Below are 15,619 nucleotides of genomic sequence, written 5' to 3'. Positions count from 1 at the left end.
TCGTTCTTATCCGTTCAGGCGTACAAGCGGCAGCGTTCCGCCATCGGCTCGGTTGTCGTCTAATGTCGTCATTTCAACCACGGCCGGCCCTATCTCGCTTCCTCGACGATTGTCAATCGCGCCGGCAGCGCACCAGTGCGCATCAGCAGCGCAATGGTCTTGGCGTCGTGGTCCGTGAAATTTCCTGAAATCTGACCGGTGTTGCCCTTGATCGGCTCGCGAATGATCGGTGCCGAAATCACCTTGTCGTCCAAAATCACCGCAAACGGCTTGCCGATGTTGCGCTCAGTTGCCCATTTGAAGCGTTCCGTACCCCTGGAATCGAGCAGGAATACGACAACGGGCTCGCCGATCTCAGGGCTGTTTGTCGCCTTCGCATCCACCACGCTTTTGCCTGCCACGATCACCCTGTCCTCGACCAGATAAGGGACGGGCGGATCGTCTGAAGTATAAACCACTTTCGTTCCGGGAGGCGGGCCGCTCTTAATCGCGTCCTCCACCGGCATCGAGGTGTTGACCAATTGCAAGCTCAGCCGGCCCGGCCGGACGAGGATTTCCCCCAGCCCCTGCAAATCCCCGGCGCTCGGCGCCCGAACCAGTATCTCGTTGTCGTCCGCTTGCTCGACAGCCGCGTCAGCCATGCCAAGATCGTGCAGGCGATTTTTGATGACCTCGATCGATTGCTTGAGGGCGGCGGACGTTCGGGATTTCACGCCAGCGTCCGTCATCGTGAACTTCAACAGGCCGGACTCGCTCTCGTCCAGGGCCATTTGCTGCATGCCCGCGACAGGATCGGTCAACACCTTGAGTAACGCCTTGGCGGCCTCGACCTGATTGACGTCGTCGATACGGACTTGAACGGCGCGGTCCGACGCGGCAAGGCCGCTGTAGCCGATCCTCGGTTGGGCATCGCGCAGCAGCGTCCTGATCTCGTCGCGCGCCGCCGCCATGCGACTGCTGACTAGATCGGTCACATCGACGCGAAGCAGCATATGGGGATCGGCGGCGAAGGCATTCGACGCGCCGAAGACCATCGAGACCAGGGCAAGACCGATCAGAATGACCTTCAGGCGCGAAAGATAAATCATGTGCCGCCGCTCGTCAGAGCCCTGCCCGCGGCTAATGCCGCCGGGATTTCGCCTACTTCTTGGCGTTCTGGTTCGCCACCGGCTCGCCCTTGACCCGAACGTCGGAGATCGTCGAGCGCAGCGCCGTCACCTTGGTTCCGCCGCCAAGGTCGATCTCCAGTTCGTTGTCGTCGATCACCTTGGTCACCTTGCCGACGAAGCCGCCGCCGGTCACCACCGTATCGCCGCGGCGCACCGCGGCCAGCATTTCCTGGCGCTTCTTCAACTGCGTGCGCTGCGGCCGGATGATCAGAAAATACATGATCACGAAAATCAGGACAAACGGCAAAATGCTGATGAACATGTCTGGCGAGGTACCGACGCCTTGGGCGTATGCCGGTGTGACGAACATCAAGAAACTCCTGGATGATTGAAAACCGCCGGGGCGGCCTCGCGAAAATTTGGCCGGAATATAGTCGGTAAAGTTGCCAATGCAACTCTGCGACCAGCCGAATCCGTTGCTTTTCCAGCCGTTTGGCGCGTGCTAGAGGGTCGCAGCCGGAAGCCGCTTGGAGCTGGCCGAAAAGATCGTGCTCCAACAAAAGCTTGCACTTGGTTCTTGGTGTGCGGTCCCGGACCCGTTTCACGTTCCGAGATTGCCAAAGCGAAGAAGACCGCAAATGACCGATAGCCTGGATGACCTGAACAAGAAGCTCGACCGCCTGATCGAGGCCGTCTCCCGCCTAGCCCCGCCACCGGTTCCGGAGACCGACCTCGGCGTCGCCGACTGCTTCGTATGGCAGGCCGATCCCGGCTACCTTGAGCCGGTGCGCAAGGTCAACCGCGTCGACATCGGCCTGATCCGCGGCGTCGACCGGGTCCGCGACATCCTGCTCGACAACACCGAGCGCTTCGCGTCCGGCTTCGCCGCCAACAACGTGCTGCTCTGGGGCGCGCGCGGCATGGGCAAATCATCGCTGGTCAAGGCCGTGCACGCCAAGGTCAACGCCTCGGACAAGCTCGACCTCCCGCTCAAGCTGATCGAGATCCACCGCGAGGACATCGACACGCTGCCCAAGCTGATGGGTTTGCTGAAGGCTGCCCCCTACCGCTTCATCCTGTTTTGCGACGACCTGTCCTTCGACCACGACGACACCTCCTACAAGTCGCTGAAGGCGGCGCTCGAAGGCGGCGTCGAGGGCCGGCCGGCCAACGTCATCTTCTACGCCACCTCGAACCGGCGGCATCTGTTGCCGCGCGACATGATCGACAATGAGCGCTCGACAGCCATCAACCCGTCGGAGGCGGTAGAGGAAAAGGTCTCGCTCTCGGACCGCTTCGGCCTGTGGCTCGGCTTCCACAAATGCTCGCAGGACGAATATCTCGACATGATCGACGGCTATGTCCGCTATCACGGCCTCGCCATCGATCCCGACACGCTGCGCGCCGAAGCGCTGGAATGGGCAACGACGCGCGGCAGCCGCTCCGGCCGCGTCGCCTGGCAGTTCACGCAGGATCTCGCCGGCCGTCTCGGCAAGCCGCTCAAGGATTGATCGAACTCGATTGACCGCAACTGAAAAAGCCCGCTCCTGGTGGAGCGGGCTGAAGCCGGCGGTCCGGACTGGAGGTCAGGCGGCCCGCAATTTGTTCTTGTTCTATTCGAGATAGCCGCTCGGGTCGACCGGGGCGGAGTTCTTGCGCACCTCGAAGTGCAGCTTCGGCGAGTCCGTGGTGCCGCTCATGCCCGAAAGCGCGATCTCCTGGCCGCGCTTGACCTTCTGGCCGCGCTGCACCTCGATCGAGCTGGCATGGCCATAGACGGTGACCAGCCCGTTCTCGTGGCGCACCAGTACGGTGTTGCCGAACTCCTTGAGACCGTCGCCCGCGTAGATGACGACGCCGTTCTCGGCCGCCTTGATCGGCGTTCCTTCCGGCACCGCGATGTCGACGCCGTCCTTGCCGGAGCCGAAGCCGGAGATCACGCGGCCGCGCACCGGCCAGCGCATCTTGCCGATGCCGGTCGCATCCGGCGCAACCGCATCGTCGTCCTCGGCCTGCTGGATGACCTTGGCGTCCTTCTTCGGCGGCGTGTAGGAGGCGAGCGTCTCCGACGGCGTGGTCTTTGCCGGCGGCTGCGTGGTCGCCGTCGTCACCGGGTCGACGGTCGACTTGGTCGCGGCAGGCTTGGCGGTGGCAACAACGGTGCCGCCGGCCGGAACCTTGAGCGTCTGGCCGATCTTCAGCAGCCCGTCCTTCATGCCGTTGGCCTGCTTGAGCGCCGTGACGCCGACGCCGGTCTTCCGCGCGATCGAGGACAGGGAATCGCCCTGCTGGACAGTGTAGGTTCCGCCGGCGCCAGCCGGCTTTGCATCGGCCATCTGCGCGGGCTTGGCGTTCTTCGAACCGCTGGCCGCCGCCGATGCATCGACCTGCGCGGCCGACTTGCCGTCCTTGAGCTTCGGCTGCTGCGGCAGCACGGCAACCTTCTCCGGCGCGCCCGCGGGCTGCTTCGGCGTGTTGGCGGGCTTGCCGGCGTCGGCAGCCTTCGGCTCGCCCTTGCTCGAATAGGCATAGGCCGGGATGACGATCTTCTGGCCGGTCCTGACACCCTTGCTGGCATCGAGCCCGTTGACCTTGATGATCGCGTCAGCCGGCACATGATATTGCCGCGCGAGGCCCGAAATCGTCTCGCCTTCCCTCACCACGATCTCGGTCGCGTGCGGCGCAGCACTTGCGTTGCGCACGGCATCGGGCTCGGCGCTCTTGAAGGGCTTCGCCGCCGGCGCGACCGTGCCGGTGGCCGTCTTGTCGAGATGCGGCGCGGCGGGAGCCGGCGCCAGAGCCGGGGCCGACGCGGTGCGCATCGGCTTGGCGGGCGCGGCAGCCGGCGCCGAGGGCGGCGGCAGTTGCTGGGACGTCACCGGCTCGAGGCTTGATCGGCTCACCGACTGGGTGTGGGTGCCGTCGACGGGTGCCGGCGCCACCGTATCGCCCGGATAGGGCTGGTCGGCGCCCTGCTTGTTGATGATGGCGCGCTGGTTGTTGGTCGACGAGGTGAAGACGTCGTCGACACCGTTGAAACGCATCGCCTGCGAGCTGCATCCTGCCGCGGCGCCGGCGATCATGAGGACGGCGCAGCCACGCGCCAGATTGCGTCCGTTTGCCTTCAAACCATTGAATTGCATCGCACTAACCCGCACAGACCCGGTACAAACTGGTCATGATTAAAGCGCGTTAATGTTACTGGCCGGTTAACCCATTAGAATCCGTCGAAAATTTTCTTAAAATATTAGGGGGAATTTTGGCGGGGACCGCTAGGCGCTCGCTAGATCACTGCAGCGACGCTGCGCAGGATCGGTTGCAGCCTGACCATGCCGATATCCTCGCGCTCGAAACGGCTGCCGACTTTGGTGAGCTTGGCCAGCACCTGCTCGCCCTCCTCCGGGCCGATCGGCGCGATGACGACGCCACCGCTCGACAATTGATCGAGCAGAAAGCGCGGCAGGCTGTCGAAAGCCGCCCAGGCGAGGATGCGGTCGAACGGCCCTTCGTTGGGCAGGCCGTTAGACCCGTCGGCCTGGCGCACGATGACATTGCTGATGCCGAGCGCCTCGAAACGCTGTTTTGCCTGCTCGGTCAAGGTCTTGTAGCGGTCGACGGTGACGACGCGCGCGGCAAGCCTGGACATCACGGCGGCCGTATAGCCCGACCCGGTGCCGATCTCGAGCATGCGGTTGCCCGGCTCGATGGCCAAAGCCGCGATCACGGCCGCCTGCAGGTCCGCGCCTTCGATCGCTTCGCCGCATTCGATCGGCAGCATACCTTCTGACCAGGCCATGGAATGAAATTGCGCGGAGAGGAAGCCGCGGCGCGGCGTCGCCTCGAAGGCAGCGACCAGCGCCTTCAGCGCCGTGCCCCTGCCCCGCAGGCGGAGCAGGAAAGCGGCAAAACCTTCGCGTTCGTCGATGGCCGTGTTCATGCCAAAACCTTACTCATGACAACGCCTTGGTCAGCTGGTCGCGGAGTTCATGGGCGGTGAGATCAAGCTGCAGCGGCGTCACCGACACCAGCCGGTTGCGCAGCGCGTGAAGGTCGCTGCCCTTCTTGCCTTCGACGGGCTCGCGGCCGAAGCGCAGCCAGTAGTAAGGCAGGCCGCGGCCGTCACGGCGCTCGTCGACCCAGAGGCTGTGCACCAGCTTGCCCTGCGAGGTGACGACCGTGCCCTCGATCTCGTCCGGCGCGCAGTTCGGGAAATTGACGTTGAGCAGCACGCCTTCCGGCAGCGGCGTCGCGATCAGCTTCTTCAGCAGCGCCGGCGCCAGCGCCTCGGTCGTCTCGTAAGGGACGACGCGGTCTTCGCCGACATAGGAGTAGGCCTGGCTCACCGCGATCGAGCGGATGCCGAGCAGCGCGCCTTCCATGGCGCCGGCGACGGTGCCGGAATAGGTGACGTCGTCGGCGATGTTGGCGCCGGAATTGACGCCCGACAGGATCAGGTCGGGCGGTCCCGGCAGGATCTTTTTCGTGCCCATGATAACACAATCGGTCGGCGTGCCGCGCACGGCATAGTGCTTCTCGCCGACCGTCCTTAGCCGCAGCGGCTCCGAGATCGACAGCGAATGCGCGTAGCCGGACTGGTCCTGCTCGGGTGCCACCACCCAGACGTCATCCGACAACGTGCGGGCGATGCGTTCGAGTGACGCCAGCCCCTCGGCATGGATGCCGTCGTCGTTGGTCAGCAGGATGCGCATGAACTCATTTCGATTCGATCTTGGCGAGACCACCCATGTAAGGCTGCAGCACTTCAGGAATGGTTACGCTGCCATCCTCGTTCTGGTAGTTTTCGATGACGGCAATGAGCGCGCGGCCGACCGCGGTGCCCGAGCCGTTCAACGTATGGACGAATCGATTGCCCTTGCCGTCCTTGTCCTTGTACCGGGCGTCCATGCGCCTGGCCTGGAAGTCGCCGCAGACCGAGCAGGACGAGATTTCGCGATAGGCGTTCTGACCCGGAAGCCAGACCTCGATGTCGTAGGTCTTGCGCGCGCCAAAGCCCATGTCGCCGGTACAAAGCGTCACGGTGCGGAACGGCAGGCCGAGCCGCTTCAGCACCTCCTCGGCGCATTGCGTCATGCGCTCATGCTCGGCGATCGAGCTTTCCTGGTCGGTGATCGAGACCAGCTCAACCTTGTAGAACTGGTGCTGGCGCAGCATGCCGCGCGTGTCGCGGCCGGCCGAACCCGCTTCCGAACGGAAGCAAGGCGTCAGCGCCGTATAGCGCAGCGGCAGCTTTTCATGCGCGGTGATCTCCTCGCGCACCAGGTTGGTGAGCGGCACCTCGGCCGTCGGGATCAGCCCGAGACGCCCGTCGCCATGCGGCGTGAAGAACAGGTCGAGCTCGAACTTCGGCAGCTGGCCGGTGCCGAACAGCACCTCGTCGCGCACCATCAATGGCGGCTGGACTTCCTCATAGCCGTGCTCGGTCGTGTGGAGATCAAGCATAAACTGGCCTATAGCGCGCTCCAGGCGCGCGAGCTGGCTCTTTAGCACCGTGAAGCGCGAGCCCGATAGTTTCGCCGCGCGCTCGAAATCCATCATGCCGAGCGCTTCGCCGATCTCGAAATGCTCCTTCACCCAGTTCGGGCGGGGCGGCACCTCGCCGACGATGCGCTTGACGACATTGTCGTGCTCGTCCTTGCCGACCGGCACGTCGTCGAGCGGTACGTTGGGCAGCACCGCGAGCGCGTCGTTCAGAGCCTTGTCGAGCTCGCGCTCGCGCGCCTCGCCGTTCTGGATGAACGCCTTGATGTCGCTGACCTCGCCCTTGAGCTTCTCCGCAAGCGCGGCGTCGCCCGAACGCATGGCGTTGCCGATCTCCTTCGACGCGGCGTTGCGGCGCTCCTGCTTGACCTGCAGTTCGCTAAGATGCGCGCGGCGCGCCTCGTCCCCGGCGATCAGATCGTCGACGGTGGACTGCGCGTCGCCCGCCGACCACGAGCGCTTCACAAGCGCATCGACAAGGGTCTTGGGGTTGTCGCGAATCCATTTGATGTCAAGCATGGTCTGAACGCTCCTGGCTGAGGCCAGAGGGCGTAAACCGCATCCGTCACCGATGCAAGACGGCGGGTAAGCGGACTGCCTTGATTTTCCCGAACCTTGGCGGTTCCGTTCAGGTCGACGAGGCGTCCGGCGTGTTGCCGGCGACCGAGCTGCCTTCCCCCTGCTGCTCGCGTGCCAAGCGGTCACGTGCCTGGCTGCGCTCGATCATACGTGAGGACCATATCGCGACCTCGTAGAGAATGATGGTCGGGACGGCGAGGCCGCACTGGCTCAAGGGATCTGGCGGCGTCAGCACCGCGGCAACCACGAAAGAAAGGACGATCGCCCATTTGCGCTTGTCGGCCAACGCCTGCGACGACAGCAGGCCGACGCGCGTCAAAAGGCTGGTCACGACCGGCAATTGGAACACCAGGCCGAAGGAGAAGATCAGCGTCATGATCAGGCTGAGATATTCCGACACCTTCGGCAGCAGCGAAATCTGCACCTGGTCGTTGGTGCCGACCTGCTGCATGGCGAGGAAGAACCACATCACCATCGGGGTGAAGAAGAAATAGACCAGCGAGGCGCCCATCAGAAACAGGATGGGCGACGCGATAAGGAATGGTAGGAAGGCGTTGCGCTCGTTCTTGTAAAGGCCAGGCGCGATAAACTTGTAGATCTGCGTGGCAATCAGCGGAAAGGCGATCACCATGCCGCCGAACATGGCGAGCTTCACCTGAGTGAAGAAGAACTCCTGCGGCGCGGTGTAGATCAGCTCGACTTTGTGCGGGTCGAGCCCGGCCCATTGCGTCGCCCATTTGAACGGGACGACCAACAGGTTGAACAGGCGCTTGGCGAAAAAGAAGCAGACGAGGAAGGCGACGAAGAAGCCGCCCAGCGACCAGATCAGCCGGCGGCGCAGCTCGATAAGGTGCTCGATCAGAGGCGCCGACGATTTCTCGATTTCTTCTTTGTCCTGGTCCGAAACGCTCACTTGGCGGCTCCCGCCGTCTTCTTGGTGTCGCCCGCCACCTTCTTGTTGTCAGTCACCTTCTTCGCGGCCGGCTTCTTCGCCTGGGCGGGCTTCGCCTCGGCCTGAGGCGACAGCTTCTTGGCCGACGCCGCGGCTTTTACCGCCACCGGCGCAGACTTTGCCGGGGCTTTTTCCGCCGGGCTTTTGGCCGAATTTGTTTTCGCTGCTGCACTGGCGGCCTTCGCCTTGGAGGTCGCCACCCTCTTCGCTGACTGGGCCGGTACTGCGGCCTCCACTGCAGGCGCGGTCACCGAAGCCTCGGTCATGGCCGGAAAGGTCGGTGGGGTCGCCTCCGTCCCGCTGACGCCGGGCATGTCCGTTGCGCCGTTCTTGAGCGGCTCGGCGGCCTGCGGCGTCGACGCTGCCGGTGTCGACGGATCGACCGCCGGCTTGGGCTTCATCATCGTGTCGACACCGGACCGCACATCGGCCGCCGCCTGCTCGAACGGATTGAGCTGCTTGCGGACTTCTGTCATCGGATTGAGGCCGCGAAGGCTATCTATCGAACTCTTGACGTCGTCGAGTTCGGCTTCCTTCAGCGCGTCGTTGAACTGCTTCTGGAAGTCAGCCGCCATGGCACGCAATTTGGCCGCGGTGCGGCCGAAGGTGCGCAACATGCTGGGCAAATCCTTCGGGCCGACGACCACGATCATGACGACCGCGATCACCAGCAGTTCGCTCCAACCGACTTCGAACATGGCAATCTATTCCAACGAGAGCTGTTCCAACGAGAGCCTGGGGCTCAGCTCTTGCTGACCTTTTCCTTGCCCGGCGAAACGGTCTCGTCGGCACGATGCTCGACGGTACGCTTGTCGTCAACGTCGTCGTCGGCCATGCCCTTCTTGAAGCTCTTGATGCCCTTGGCCATGTCGCCCATCAGTTCGGGAATCTTGCCGCGGCCAAACACCAGAAGCACGATGACCAGCACGATCATCCAGTGCCAAATCGAAAACGAACCCATAACAATCTCTCTCGAACGGTTTCCCTCGGCGATGATCTATGCGTTTTCGCTCAGGGATTCAAACACAACCGCAATGAAGTTGATAAAATGGCTGGCGGATGTCACGCACTTTCGGCGTGAGCGCCTTGCTACGAATCCGCGCAGCCCCTGCTAATAGACCAATCGAGCCGAATTCGCGGGTCACTCTTCCGTGACGCGCGGCGTGAGCAATCCGAGCTCCTCGAGGTCGATGTCGGTCAGCGCATCCTCGTCCTCGGCCAGCGCGTCCGGATCGGCCGGCGGCACCGGCATCGAGAAGTTGGACGGCATGCGCGTCGACAAGAGCCCAGCGCCCTTCAGTTCCTCCATGCCGGGCAGATCGCGGACTTCCTCCAGCGCAAAATGGTCGAGGAAGGCATCGGTCGTACCGTAGGTCACCGGCCGGCCCGGCGTGCGGCGCCGGCCGCGCATCCTCACCCACTCGGTTTCCAAGAGCGTGTCCAGCGTGCCCTTGGAGGTCTCGACGCCCCTGATGTCCTCGATCTCGGCCCGCGTCACCGGCTGGTGATAGGCGATGATCGCCAGCACTTCGAGTGCCGCGCGCGAAAGCTTTCTCTGCTGCACGGAGTCCCGGCTCATCAGGAAAGCGAGATCGCCGGCCGTGCGGAACGCCCAGGCGTCGCCGACCCGCACCAGGTTGACCCCGCGCTTGGCATAGATTTCCTGCAGATCGGTCATTGCCGCCGCGATGTTGACGCCCTCTGGCAGGCGCGCCGCCAATTGCCTTTCGCTGACCGGCTCGGCACTGGCGAAGATGATCGCCTCGGCCATGCGGACGGCCTCCGACAGTTGCAGCCGCTCGGCGGGGTTCTCGATGGAACCCTGTTCGGCCATCTCGTCTTCCGGCTCGTCCTCGACCTTGAACGGAATGACCGAAGCGTTGGCGCGTTCACTCATGATACCACCTCGACTGCCTTAACCCCTTGTGCGCGGCCGCGCAGGTAGATCGGCGCGAAAACCTGATCCTGCCGCACTTCCAGCTTGCCCTCGCGTACCATTTCGAGCGTCGCGGCGAAGGAACTGGCGACTGCCGTGCGCCTCTCTTCCGGCGTCGCCAGATATTGGATGAGGAAGCTGTCCAGCGCCGTCCAGTCGCCAATCGTTCCGACCAGCCGCGCCAGCACGTCGCGCGCGTCCTTCAGAGACCACACCGCGCGGCGGGCGATCGTCACGTTGTTGATCGCCTGCCGCTGGCGCTGCTGCGCATAGGCGGTCAAAAGGTCGTAGAGCGAGGCCGAATAGGCGTTGCGCTTCTCGACGATCACCATTTCCGGCATGCCGCGCGCAAAGACGTCGCGGCCGAGCCGGTTGCGGTTGACCAGCCGAGCTGCAGCGTCTCGCATCGCTTCCAGCCGCTTCAGCCGGAATTGCAGCACCGCCGCCAGTTCCTCGCCGCTCTCGCCCTCTTCGCCCGGCTGCTTCGGGATCAGAAGCTTCGACTTGAGGAAGGCGAGCCACGCCGCCATTACCAGGTAGTCGGCGGCGAGCTCGAGCCTGAGCGCCCTCACCTTCTCGATGAAGGCCAGATACTGCTCGGCGAGCGCCAGGATCGAGATGCGCGCCAGATCGACCTTCTGATTGCGCGCCAGATGCAGGAGAAGGTCGAGCGGTCCCTCGAAGCCGGCGACATCGACCACCAGCGACGGGTCGCCGGTCAGACGTGAATCGTCGTTCTCGGCCCACAGACGGTCCATCGGTGCGGCCTTCGCGGCCTTGCTGTCCAATGTTTCCGCCACTTGCCCTTCTATCCCTTCGGTTCAGGCCACCGCTTCGAAATAGGTGGCGAATTCCGCGCGTATCGCGCTTTCTTCGGCGACGTCGCGGCTCTTTATATAGGTCAGCGCCCGCTCCGCTCTTGCCAGGGACTTGCCTTCGAGTACCGTCGTGCGCGACGCGATGCCGGACATTTCCTCGAAAACGCCATTGCAGTGAAGGACCAGATCGCAGCCGGCCGCAAGGATCGAGGCAGCCTTTGTTGGGAAATCCCCAGAAAGTGCCTTCATCGAGGTGTCGTCGCTCATCAAGAGCCCGTCGAAGCCGATCTCGCCGCGGATCAGCTCGTCGACGACCTTGGCCGAGGTCGTCGCCGGATTGTCCGGGTCGACGGCGCTGTAGACGACATGCGCCGTCATCGCCATCGGCAGGTGTTTGAGCGCCTTGAACGGGGCGAAATCATGTTGCCGCAACTCGGCGAGCGGCGTGTCGACCGTCGGCAGCGCGAAATGCGTATCTGCAAAGGCTCGGCCATGGCCGGGAATATGCTTCATAACCGGCAGGACGCCACCCGACATCAAGCCCTCGGCCGAAGCCTTGCCAAGCTCGATCACGGCATTGGGTTCCATGCCGTAAGCGCGCGCGCCGATGACATCGCTGGCGCCCGCGATGGGGACGTCGAGCACCGGCAGGCAGTCGGCGGTGATGCCGTGGCGCAGCAGATCGAAGGCGTGAAGTCGCGCGAGCAGCCACGCGGCGCGGCGGCCGGCCTCGCGATCGTCGCGCCAAAGGGCGCCAAGCGCGCCACCTGCAGGATAGTTCGGCGCCAGCGGCGGCCGCAGGCGCTGCACCCGGCCGCCTTCCTGATCGATGAAGACCGGAGCGTCCGGGCGTCCGACGCAGTCGCGCATCGAGGCGACCAGGTCGCGGATCTGCTCGGTCTCGCCGACATTGCGCGCGAACAGGATGAAGCCCCAGGGACGTTCGTCGCTGTAGAAACGGATTTCATCTTCAGTGAGGGATTTCCCGGCGCAGCCGAGGATCATGGATTTTGATTCGGTCATGAACGGAACCTTAGGCCTTTGGGAACGCAATGGGAATCACCCCTGCCCGCTGCCGCCTGAATGCCGGGAACGGTCCACAACGAAAAGCCGGCGCTGCCCCGCGGCGGCGCCGGCTTTGAATGGTTCAGCGCGATCAGCGCGACACGAAGCAGGTGCCGCCGGCCGCCTTGTAGCTGGTGCACAGATTGATCGCGTCGTTGCGCGACTGCGCCGGCACGCGGACGCGGTAGAAAGTGCCCTTCCCGGCGATCTCCGCCTTCACGATGTTGGCGGTGCGCCCGGACAGCACGCTGCCGTAGCGGCGCTGCAGGTCCTGGTAGGTCGACTGGGCGCTTTCGACCGTCGGCTGCGAAGCGACCTGCATCGACCACGAGCCGCCGCCTGCTGCCGCCGGATCGATGGAGGCGACCTTGTCGGGCTTGACCTCGCCAACGATGTCGACCGGCTGGTCGGAGGGGCGCGGCGGGGCCACCGGCACCTTCGCCGGCGTGTTGGCCGACTGGGCCTTGGCTTCAGCCTTCGGAGCGGCAGCGGGCTTCGCTGCCACGGCCGGCTTGGCGGTATCGCTCTGGTCATCCGCGCCCTGATCGGCAGCCTGGTCGGTCGCCGGCGTGACGGTTCCCGTCGGTTGGGCATCGCCCTGTCCGGCCGCGGCGACGTGCTGTGGCGCCGGATCGGCCGGCTCGGTCGCCGCGACTTGCGGCGCAGGAGCCGGGTCCTCGCGAGGAACCAGCGAGCCGTCAGGCTTCACCATCATGGTCTTGACCTTGCGCGGCGCCACGGCGACGACATCGTTGCTGGTCCCCTTGTCGGCCTCCTGCAGCACCTGGGCGATGCGGTCCTCCGACTTCGGCGCCGGGGCTGCCGGTTGTGTGCCTGCAGGCGCGGCGGCCTGGGCGGCAGCCGGCGCTGCTGCATCCGGCGCCGCTGCGTCGGAAGCCGGCGCTGCCGCCTTCGGACTGGCCGCTGCGTCGGTACCGGGCGCGGCATCGGTGTCGTCAGGCGAAAGGTCGACGATCCGGCTCTGCGGCGGTTCCTTCGACGCAACATCGATCGGTTCCTCGACATTGGTCACCAGCTTCTGCTGCACCGGTTCGGTGGACTTGGCCGTCCCACCCTTGGCCACGGCGTCATAGACCTTGTTGTCCTGGTTCGGCACCACCGTGCCGCCCGGGTTTTCCGGCTTGACCTTGATCGGCGAATTGTCGGCCTTCACGATCACGGGTGCCTCGCTGCCGCCCTTGCCGCCGAATGAGAAGGCGAGAGCGCCGAGGCCGCCGGCAATCACCGCTGCGCCGACAAGCGCGGCGACCATCAGATTGCGGCTGCGCGGCTTCGCGGCTTCGCGCTCGGCAAGGCCGGGCACAGTCATTGCCTCGTCGAGTTCGGGATCGTAGTCGAGCTCGTCTGCGGCGAAATCGTCCGCCTGAGAGACAGGACGGCTGCCGGGCAAATCATCGGCATCGAACGCGCTCGCGGCCGCGGCATAGGACGAGGCCGCAGGCGCGGCGGGCGTCTCGGCGCGCAGCTCGTGACGATCGTAGCCAGTCTTGAATCCGGCATTGTAGGAATCGTCGTCATAGCCCCGGCTCTGCACCGGAGCGGCCGCGATCTCGGTCGCGTTCATCTCGCTGAGCAGGCCGGCAAACTCGGCGTCGAGATCATCGTAGGCGGGTGCCGCCGGCTGATCCTCCTCGAAGCTGAGCTCCGGGATATCGAGATCGTCGGCCAGCGCCACAACGCGCTCCGGCACGTCGACCGTCTCGACATCGGGCATTTCCTCCTGATGGCGGGGCTGCGGCGCCGCGGCTGGCTTGGCGTAAGCGGAATAGTCCTTCGCCGGCTCGTCATGATAGGCCGGCGCCGCCATCTGCGGCGACGAAGCCGGTTTGGCGTAGGCCAAGTAGTCCTCCGCCGGCTCCTCACGATAGGCGGGAGCAGCCATTTGCGGCGCCGAGGCCGTAGGCGGCTGCGGCGCGAACGACGCCTGCGCGGGCGCGGCGACCGGGGTCACCCGGCTCCACGACCGGGACGGCTCGGCCGCTGGCAGGTCCTGCTCGATGCCCTTGGCGAAAGCCGCATCGAAAGCCTCATCATCGAAATCGATGCTCGGTTCGGCGTCCTGCTCAGCCGCGAAGTCTTCGAAGCCCTGCCGGTCGAGTTCGCCGGCGAACAGCGTATCGACATCGGCATCGGCAGGCTGGTCGGTCTGCTCGTTGCGCTCAGGCTTGTCCCCATCCAGATCCCAATCGAGATCATCGGCAGCAGCGGCCTGATCGCCCGTGTAGCTGGCCGGCTGCTGTGCCGGAGCGGAAACTGGGGCGACCGGAGCCGGGGCGACTGGGGCCTGAACGACCGGAATGGAAGCAACCGGAGCCGGCGCAACCGGAATGGGTCGCGCGGTCATGGCGCCGAGCAACGCGTTGAGTTCGTCTTCCAGGCTTCGCTCGCCAGCGGTCGCGGCGGGCTTGGCCGGCTCGACCGCCGCAACTGGCGGAACCGGAGCCGTCACGGCCTGAGCAGGCTCCTCGAAAGACGGCTCGGCTGCGGCGACAGGCTCGACAGCGGGAACTTCCGGTTCCTCGGCGTCGGCCAAGTTGAGCTCGAAATCGTCTTCAAGGACCTGATCGGCCGCGGCCTCATGGTCGGCGACGGGTTCAGGTTCGACAGCGGGAGCCTCCGGCTCCTCGGCCAGGGCGTCACGGAAGCTGAGCTCGAGATCGTGTTCGAGGACCGGATCCGCCGCGGCTTCGTGGTCGGCCATGGGCTCCGGATCGGCGGCAGGTTCGTGATCGGCAGCGACATGCGCCGCTTCGATCGCCTGCGGCTCACTGTCATCGACCGACAGTTCCTGTTCCAGGATCAGGTCCTGCGGCTGATCGTGATCCATGTCGACGTCGGCCTGATCAAGCCGGGCCTCATCGGACTGGCTGTCGAAATCTTCGTCGGCGATCGGCCGGTCGGCAACGGCGTGAGCCTCGATCGGCTGAACGTCAGCGGTTTCGGGCTGCTCGATCTCACTGTCGTCGAACGCAAGCTCGTCCTCGAGCGACATCTGGACCGCGTTGTCGAATTCGGCATCGAACGCCGTTTCGGCCGCAGGCGCAGCGACGGCGGCCTCGACAACCTCAGGCGCGGCGGCGCCCTGGTTCGCGTCGGCCGCATCATCGTCGATCCGGAAGCCCTCATCCAGCGAGGCCGCCATTTCCCGGTCGATGGAAAGGTCATCCTGCAGCGGCGAGACTTCCAGGGAACTCACGACCGCCCTGCCGGAATCATCGTCCCTGCCGGAATCATCGTCCCTGTCGTCGGAGGTCGTGTCGGCGACCGGCTCCGGCGCATGGGGCGTGGCAAAATGGGCATGATCCGCTGCGTCGTCAAAAACAAAGTCCCGCTCGAAGGACGCGGCAATCTCATCGTCGGTGAGAGCAAAGTTGGCCGGCTTGTGCTGCATGGCCGGCGCGTCTTCCTTGACGGCGTCGAATTCGCCCATCATCTCCTTTTCGAGGTCGATGTCGAAATCGGCCTCCTCCGCAGCCTGGTTTGCGGGCGGAGCCTTTGCGGCCGCTGGCGTCTGCGGCCTGACCGGCTGACGCGGGTCGAAACCCATGATCCGGGTCAGTTCCGCGAACGGATCGTCGTCGGCGATGTGGTTGCTTGCGGCTGCTTTCAGCTGGGTTCTGTCTGCCATTATTGTTCCCGA

General features: G+C 64.7%; 14 protein-coding genes. 1 reads left to right on the top strand and 13 read right to left on the bottom strand.

The annotated features are described in order from the left end of the window. Window positions 1–89: 89 nt before the first annotated feature. Together EJ067_RS30235 and yajC are read right to left on the bottom strand one after the other, a co-directional pair. Window positions 90–1,088 (bottom strand): hypothetical protein, encoded by a 999-nt coding sequence (locus tag EJ067_RS30235; protein WP_126088783.1) that lies wholly within the window; start codon window positions 1,086–1,088, stop codon window positions 90–92. Window positions 1,089–1,140: 52 nt separating this feature from the next. Beyond that, window positions 1,141–1,479: a preprotein translocase subunit YajC gene (gene yajC / locus EJ067_RS30230; RefSeq protein WP_067000009.1), complete on the bottom strand. Its 339-nt coding sequence runs from the start codon at window positions 1,477–1,479 to the stop codon at window positions 1,141–1,143. A gap of 268 nt (window positions 1,480–1,747) precedes the next feature. Here yajC and EJ067_RS30225 point away from each other — a divergent pair, with 268 nt between their 5' ends. Then, window positions 1,748–2,620, top strand: a complete 873-nt coding sequence (locus EJ067_RS30225; RefSeq protein ID WP_126088782.1) for an ATP-binding protein — start codon at window positions 1,748–1,750, stop codon at window positions 2,618–2,620. A gap of 102 nt (window positions 2,621–2,722) precedes the next feature. Here EJ067_RS30225 and EJ067_RS30220 read toward each other — a convergent pair whose 3' ends face one another. From EJ067_RS30220 to EJ067_RS30170, 11 genes are all read right to left on the bottom strand, one after another. Beyond that, window positions 2,723–4,252, bottom strand: coding sequence for a LysM peptidoglycan-binding domain-containing M23 family metallopeptidase (locus EJ067_RS30220; RefSeq protein WP_126088781.1), 1,530 nt, complete (start codon window positions 4,250–4,252; stop codon window positions 2,723–2,725). A 140-nt stretch (window positions 4,253–4,392) separates the two neighbouring features. Continuing rightward, window positions 4,393–5,046: a protein-L-isoaspartate(D-aspartate) O-methyltransferase gene (locus EJ067_RS30215; protein ID WP_126088780.1), complete on the bottom strand. Its 654-nt coding sequence runs from the start codon at window positions 5,044–5,046 to the stop codon at window positions 4,393–4,395. A 13-nt stretch (window positions 5,047–5,059) separates the two neighbouring features. Continuing rightward, a complete protein-coding gene (surE, locus tag EJ067_RS30210) occupies window positions 5,060–5,818 on the bottom strand; it encodes a 5'/3'-nucleotidase SurE (RefSeq protein WP_126088779.1) in 759 nt (252 codons plus the stop codon). 4 nt (window positions 5,819–5,822) lie between these two features. Further along, the gene (gene serS / locus EJ067_RS30205; protein ID WP_126088778.1) at window positions 5,823–7,127 is read right to left on the bottom strand and encodes a serine--tRNA ligase; all 1,305 of its coding nucleotides are present in this window, start codon (window positions 7,125–7,127) and stop codon (window positions 5,823–5,825) included. Window positions 7,128–7,236: 109 nt separating this feature from the next. Continuing rightward, window positions 7,237–8,100, bottom strand: a complete 864-nt coding sequence (gene tatC / locus EJ067_RS30200; RefSeq protein WP_126088777.1) for a twin-arginine translocase subunit TatC — start codon at window positions 8,098–8,100, stop codon at window positions 7,237–7,239. Next, window positions 8,097–8,837: a Sec-independent protein translocase protein TatB gene (tatB, locus tag EJ067_RS30195; RefSeq protein WP_126088776.1), complete on the bottom strand. Its 741-nt coding sequence runs from the start codon at window positions 8,835–8,837 to the stop codon at window positions 8,097–8,099. Before tatB ends, tatC begins: the two co-directional genes overlap by 4 nt. Before the next feature lie 44 nt (window positions 8,838–8,881). Beyond that, on the bottom strand, window positions 8,882–9,100 hold the full coding sequence (locus EJ067_RS30190; protein ID WP_095815328.1) for a twin-arginine translocase TatA/TatE family subunit: 219 nt from the start codon (window positions 9,098–9,100) through the stop codon (window positions 8,882–8,884). A gap of 180 nt (window positions 9,101–9,280) precedes the next feature. After that, window positions 9,281–10,036 carry an SMC-Scp complex subunit ScpB gene (gene scpB / locus EJ067_RS30185; RefSeq protein WP_126088775.1) on the bottom strand — a complete coding sequence of 252 codons (756 nt, stop codon included), beginning with the start codon at window positions 10,034–10,036 and terminating at the stop codon, window positions 9,281–9,283. Continuing rightward, window positions 10,033–10,833 (bottom strand): ScpA family protein, encoded by an 801-nt coding sequence (locus EJ067_RS30180; RefSeq protein WP_126089797.1) that lies wholly within the window; start codon window positions 10,831–10,833, stop codon window positions 10,033–10,035. Before EJ067_RS30180 ends, scpB begins: the two co-directional genes overlap by 4 nt. A 63-nt stretch (window positions 10,834–10,896) precedes the next feature. Continuing rightward, window positions 10,897–11,916, bottom strand: coding sequence for a beta-N-acetylhexosaminidase (gene nagZ / locus EJ067_RS30175; RefSeq protein WP_126088774.1), 1,020 nt, complete (start codon window positions 11,914–11,916; stop codon window positions 10,897–10,899). Window positions 11,917–12,049: 133 nt separating this feature from the next. Next, a complete protein-coding gene (locus tag EJ067_RS30170; protein WP_126088773.1) occupies window positions 12,050–15,607 on the bottom strand; it encodes an SPOR domain-containing protein in 3,558 nt (1,185 codons plus the stop codon). Window positions 15,608–15,619 lie beyond the last annotated feature (12 nt).

It is taken from the genome of Mesorhizobium sp. M1D.F.Ca.ET.043.01.1.1, from assembly GCF_003952385.1.
Lineage (GTDB): Bacteria > Pseudomonadota > Alphaproteobacteria > Rhizobiales > Rhizobiaceae > Mesorhizobium.
Note: the sequence above shows the minus strand (reverse complement) of the source record. Positions and strands in the feature narration are given on the sequence as shown.